The sequence below is a fragment of the Vallitalea sediminicola genome (assembly GCF_054408565.1).
Genome location: NZ_BTPT01000018.1, coordinates 95,819 through 102,009 on the forward strand (window position 1 = coordinate 95,819; position 6,191 = coordinate 102,009).

The 6,191-nt window shown below is 28.8% G+C and carries 7 protein-coding genes; all 7 read left to right on the forward strand.

Annotated elements, in window-relative coordinates:
• The first annotated feature begins 66 nt into the window (after nt 1–66).
• Entirely contained in the window at nt 67–1,029 is a 963-nt protein-coding gene (locus ACX6CF_RS08510; RefSeq protein ID WP_458784895.1) for an acyltransferase domain-containing protein, read from the forward strand.
• A gap of 39 nt (nt 1,030–1,068) precedes the next feature.
• Complete coding sequence (locus tag ACX6CF_RS08515) at nt 1,069–1,407, forward strand: hypothetical protein (protein WP_458784896.1); 339 nt, start codon at nt 1,069–1,071, stop codon at nt 1,405–1,407.
• A 158-nt stretch (nt 1,408–1,565) separates the two neighbouring features.
• A complete protein-coding gene (locus ACX6CF_RS08520) occupies nt 1,566–2,735 on the forward strand; it encodes an iron-containing alcohol dehydrogenase (RefSeq protein WP_458784897.1) in 1,170 nt (389 codons plus the stop codon).
• 20 nt (nt 2,736–2,755) lie between these two features.
• Nucleotides 2,756–3,127 (forward strand): MerR family transcriptional regulator, encoded by a 372-nt coding sequence (locus ACX6CF_RS08525; protein ID WP_458784898.1) that lies wholly within the window; start codon nt 2,756–2,758, stop codon nt 3,125–3,127.
• A gap of 197 nt (nt 3,128–3,324) precedes the next feature.
• Nucleotides 3,325–4,392: a hypothetical protein gene (locus ACX6CF_RS08530; protein ID WP_458784899.1), complete on the forward strand. Its 1,068-nt coding sequence runs from the start codon at nt 3,325–3,327 to the stop codon at nt 4,390–4,392.
• Between the two features lie 23 nt (nt 4,393–4,415).
• Nucleotides 4,416–5,051 (forward strand): response regulator, encoded by a 636-nt coding sequence (locus tag ACX6CF_RS08535; protein WP_458784900.1) that lies wholly within the window; start codon nt 4,416–4,418, stop codon nt 5,049–5,051.
• The coding region (locus ACX6CF_RS08540; RefSeq protein ID WP_458784901.1) for a histidine kinase N-terminal 7TM domain-containing protein at nt 5,051–6,191 on the forward strand (1,141 nt) is incomplete at its 3' end. The genes ACX6CF_RS08535 and ACX6CF_RS08540, both read left to right, overlap by 1 nt.

Consider the following 6,191-nt stretch of genomic DNA (forward strand, 5'->3'; position numbering starts at 1 on the left):
TGCATAAAATATATAGCTATGATTTATTATGCTGTGAATATAAATTATTAGAGAGGAGCTAGAAAAATGAAAGTAGTATTTATGTTTTCGGGGCAGGGTTCTCAGTACTATAATATGGGACTGGATTTGTATAAAAATAATACAGTTTTTAGAAAATCGATGGATAAGTTAGATGAAGTAGTAAAAGATAGCATGGGAAAATCAATAATAGATGTTTTGTATAAATCTGGGTTAAAGAATCCTTTTGATAATGTATTATATACATCAGTAGCTATATTCATGGTTGAATATTCTTTAGCCAATCTGTTAATAGAAAATGGAATAAATCCAGACTATGTTATTGGAGCTAGTATTGGTGAATATACATCAGCGGCAGTTTCCAATGTTATGAGTTATAATGATACTATAAGATCAATATTGAAACTGTCACAACTAGTAAAAGACAGTTGTAAGGAAGGTTCCATGTTAGCAATTTTGGAAAACAAAAAAATATATGATGATATTTCAATATTAAAGAATAATTCAGAAATGGCTGCTGTGAACTTTGATTCCCATTTTGTAGTATCTGGAAGTATAGAAGGTATCAATAAAATAGAAAAACATCTAAAATCTCAGGAAATCATATGCGCTAAGCTACCAGTAAGATATGCTTTTCATTCTTCCATGATGGATACAGTTGCAATAGCGTATAAGGATTATTTGCGTACCAAAACATTTAGTGAGCCACAAGTAAATTATATCTCTTGTGTAACAGGTAATCATATGAAAGACATGAAAAATGATTATTATTGGAATACGGTTAGGAAACCAATACAATTCCAGAAGGCTGTGAATAGTTTAGATATTAATGAAGAATATTGCTTTATTGATGTAGGACCATCGGGAACATTAGCTAACTTTAGCAAACGTATACATGGAAAAGGTATAAAACAAAATGATTTTCAGATAATGACACCTTTTCATAATGAACTCAAGAATCTAGAAACCATCATAAAATATTTTCCAAACGACAATAAATCATCAATTTAGATTCGGAAGAGTTCAGTTGCTTTCTAGAAAAAGAAATGAATGTTGAGGTTAGGATACGACATCCCATATTGTGGACCTAAGAATTTATATAAATATTTAAAGCCTAAAATCAATAGCAAAATATATCTTTCAAACAAAGGTGAATATTACGTAGATAAGAACAATAATAAAATTAAAATTAGAGAAGAAGAGGGAATATGGGAAGGGGATATAATTCATTTTGGTATTCAAGTATCTGTTTTTTATAAAGATAAAGGTATAAAAGGGTATCTAGATAAAAATGATTTGTTAATTCAAAGTTATGGTATAACTCCACATATCACAACAATAGAAGATAGTGGATTTATGAACTATGATTTTGATATATTGGGAATTTAAGCCTCTCTAGTTAAATATTATATACTATTTTTAGAGAGGTTATTTATTAATATCTAGACTTTTAAACTAGACTTAAAAAAAGTTCTTGACTTAGAGCTAACTCTAAGGGGTAAGATAAAAATAACCAATAAATAATTAATAAGAAAAGGGGTTATGTTATGGATAAAAATTTTTCGTATTATATTCCAACGAAAATATTTTTTGGCAGTGGAATGATTAATAAGCTAGGAGAAATCAAGCTACCAGGGGGAAAAGCACTGATTGTAATATCTTCAGGGACTTCAATGAAGCGATATAGATATTTGGATAAGCTATGTAAGTTACTTGAAAATAATTCATGTGAATATGTTGTTTATGATAAAATTAAACCAAATCCTACATACAAAAATGTAATGGAAGGTTCAGAGATTGCCAAGAAAAATAATTGCGATTTTGTAATAGGTCTTGGAGGAGGAAGCAGTATTGATGCTGCAAAGAGCATTGCAATTATGGCAACCAATGAAGGTGACTATTGGGATTATGTACATGGTGGAACTGGTAAAGGGTTACCTCTAGGTAATAAGCCATTAGAAATAGTTGCAATAACAACAACTGCTGGTACTGGTACAGAAGCAGATCCATGGACAGTTATAACAAAAGAAGATACCTATGAAAAGATTGGTTATGGTAATAACGATACATTTCCTAGGATATCAATAGTAGATCCTGATTTGATGATGAGTGTACCAACAAAACTTACTGCATATCAAGGATTCGATGCTCTATTTCACGCTACAGAAGGCTATCTTGCTAATATATCCAATGAAATCAGTGATATGTATGCATTAAAAAGTATTGAATTAATAGGAAGGTCTTTGGCGAAAGCAGTGAATGATGGGAATAATAAAGAAGCAAGAACAGATATGGCTCTTGCAAATACTTTATCAGGATTTGTTGAATCAACATCCAGTTGTATATCTGAGCATTCACTGGAACATGCTCTAAGTGCTTATCATCCAGAGCTTCCACATGGAGCTGGTTTGATAATGATATCAGAAGCATATTATAGATTTTTTATGGATAAAGTACCAGAGAGATTTATAAATATGGCAAGAGCATTAGGTAATAAAGATGCAGATGAACCAATAGATTTTGTTAATATACTTTTAAAATTACAAAAAGATTGTAGAGTAGATAAGCTGAAATTATCTGATTATGGAATACAAAAAGATCAATTAGAAATATATGCGAAAAATGCTATGGATACTATGGGCGGCTTATTTGAATTAGATCCATATAAATTGACACTAGTTGATGCTACTAATATTCTTAAGCAAGCATATAAATAAAAATTAAAGTAGGTGATGAATTGAGTTTTACAATTAAAGATGTATCTGACAAATTAAATCTTAGTAGCCATACAATAAGATATTATGAAAAAGAGGGAGTTATACCTGAAGTAAAAAGGACTGAAAATGGTGTTAGGGAATATGCGACAACCGATATTCAATGGTTAGAATTAGTATGCTGTTTAAAAGAAACAGGTATGCCTCTAAAAGATATAAAAGAAATAGTTAGGCTTAGTTTAGCTACCAATACTGAAGACACTTTAAAAGAAAGACTTGAAATTCTGACAAATCATAAAAATAAAGTCCTTCAAAATATTGAATCAACAAAAAAAAATCTGGAAAAAATTAATAAAAAAATTGATTATTACAAAGGATACGTCGATTGTAAGTAAAGAAAAGATAGATATTATATAGACTCTATTTAGCCATAATTTATACATAGCTTTTAAGGTATAATAGCTAACTAGAGTCTATCTTATATCTTCTATTTTCCATTTTTATAGTAAACCAACAACTAATGACTACGGTTACTTTATAATGACGTTAGTTTATTGTATAATAATAGAAACACAACTTTTGGAGGAACAAAATGGGAGATGGCAGATATTATACAACAGAACAATTTTTTAATATCATCTTTTTTACAATACTTATAATTTTCATTGTAATAAGTTTGATGGTATGTCTGTATAAAAGTTCTAAAAACAACAAATCCTTAATTTTTACCCAGCTCTCTCTTGGATTATCTATTGTTTGTAGGTTCATAGAAGAAATAGCATATAAGAAAAGCACTATTGAGTTTTTTAATATTATGTCGGATATATTTTTATGGATTTACATTATAACCTATTTAATTCTTCTTACGCATTTATATGCAAAAAAAAATCTAGATAAATTTTCAATTGTAACAACTATATTCTTGTTTGGACTTCCAGTAGTACTACAACTGTCTGGTAGCGAGTCAGAAAAATTTATATATATACTATTTAATATTAATTTTAGTGTCATATCAACAAGATTAATGCCCTATAGAATTAGTTCGTCCATATTTGGTGCGGTAAAAGACTTTATACTTGATTATGTTTTTATAACTGATGAAAATGGATATATCATCTATAAGAATACTAGAGTAATGAATTCAAATATCTTTAATAGAACAAATATATTTGATGTGGAAAATATCCAAAATATTTTTAGTGACGAAGTAACCACGAGAATTGCTTATGATAAATCTTTTATAAAATACGTTGGTAGCAGGGAAATGAAAATCTATTTTCAATACAATAAAAAAGAACTACTAAAAGATAATCAAATCGTTGGATATATAATAACATTCATTGATATAACAGAGCTTATCAATATGTTAGATGAATTGAAAATCAAGCAAAATCAAACGACTAGAGCTAATAACAAACTTACTAAATACAAAGATATTGTTTATGAAATGGAAAAAGAAAAAGAAATCAATAATCTTCTCTCAGAAATAGCAAATAACCAGTACAAATCCATGCGTAAATTAAAAACCAATATAGATGAATTAAGTAAAAATGTAGATGATGATTTTGATAAGAACATAGTAGACATAATTCAGCATGCAAAGGATGATTTACAAGATGTTAGAAGTGCAGTTACAGCATATATGAATTACTATGAATAAAATGTAAAAAATAGGAGGTAGTTATGATTAACGTAATAATAGCAGATGACCAGTCGTTACTCAGAAAATCACTGAGTCAGATATTAAGTATAGATGAAAAGATTAATGTCATTGGTCAGGCTACAAATGGTAAAGAAGCTATAGAACTTTGTAAACTTCATCATCCAGATATAGTGCTTATGGATATTGAGATGCCAGAAATGGACGGTATTTCAGCACTGAGAGTAATTAAAAATAAGTATAAGAATATTAAAATCATAATACTTACAACCTTTGAAAATAAGGAAAATATTGTGGAGTCATTTCTATCACAAGCGGATGGGTATATAACAAAAGATATTGATCCCGATGAGTTAATAACAACCATTAAATGTGTAGGTTATGGTTTGACTGTTATACATAAAAGCGTTAAGAATATTATGGTGGATAAGTTCAGAAAAATGGCAGAAGGTAAAAAGAATTATACAGATATTTTATCCATAGAACAGATTAATATGATTAAGCTTATCGTAGATGGTAAAAGCAACAAAGAACTTGCAACATTTTTTAGCTATACTGAAGGTACAATAAAAAATAAGGTTAGTAGGATTTATGAGAAACTTGGTATCTCGGATAGATTGCAGCTGGCGGTATATGCTGTAGAAAATGGGATAGAATGATGAAGGACATATTAAAATTGGAAATACAGACTATTTGTATAGTGCATATTGTAGCGATAATTCTAGCCATTATCTTTTTTATGATGTTTTATATAAAGGCTAATAAAGATTATGCTTTAAAAGCTTTTTTAGTCATGCAAGTAAGTATGATTGGCTGGATGGTATTTAAGATATTCAAAACGGTATCTCCTACTGTTATTTCAAGATGGTGGTTTATTGTAGGATATTATGCTTGTGCTTGTGTTTTTGAAGTAGCTTTTTTGGAATTTGGTTATGCTTATTACAAGGGTAAATCATTACCTAATAGAATTAAATGTCCTATTTATACATTGTCGCTTTTACAGATTGTAGCTGTTATAACTAATCCTTATCATCACATGTTTTATGCTACTTATGATTTTTGGGGTGACAGTTTTGGTATACTTTTCTATATCCATACTTTAATAGTATATACTTTTATTGCTGTAGGTTTCGTATACTGTTATAAAACATTCAAAATAAGATTTCGACATAAAAATAGATGGTATAAATATTTTATTTCAGGAGGAATATTAGTACCATTGATATTTAATTTTTTATATATAACTAAGGTAATACATAGATTTGTTTTCTCGCTTGGTATACCAGTAATTTTTGATATTACTCCTATTGTTTTTACATGGTCTACACTTGCTTATGTATATGCTACTTTTAAACATGATTTTTTGAATCTCTCGCCAATTATGAAGCATGAGATTGTACATAAACTGGATACACCTATATGTGTGTTAGGATCTAGTTGTGATGTTATCTATGTCAATGAAAAGTTGGAGAATATTTTTGATGATGAAGCTACTGAAGTGATACAAAAAATACTGAATAAAGAAATAATTAATGAATTAAAGGATGTAAAGAGAGAAATAAAGATTCAAGGTCTTAGTTTTATAATATTCGTAAAAGAAGTCTATTCAATAAGAGAAACTCAATATCTTATTATTTTTCGAGATATAACTACATATAGAAGAGTTGAAAGCAAAATTAAATGTAGTCAAAAGGATTTGAACAATTCCAATAAAGAGCTCAAAAAGGCAATTAGTACATTGAAAGAGACATCTAAGATCGGTGCGAGAAATTATGTAGCAAGAGAATGCCCTATGATAT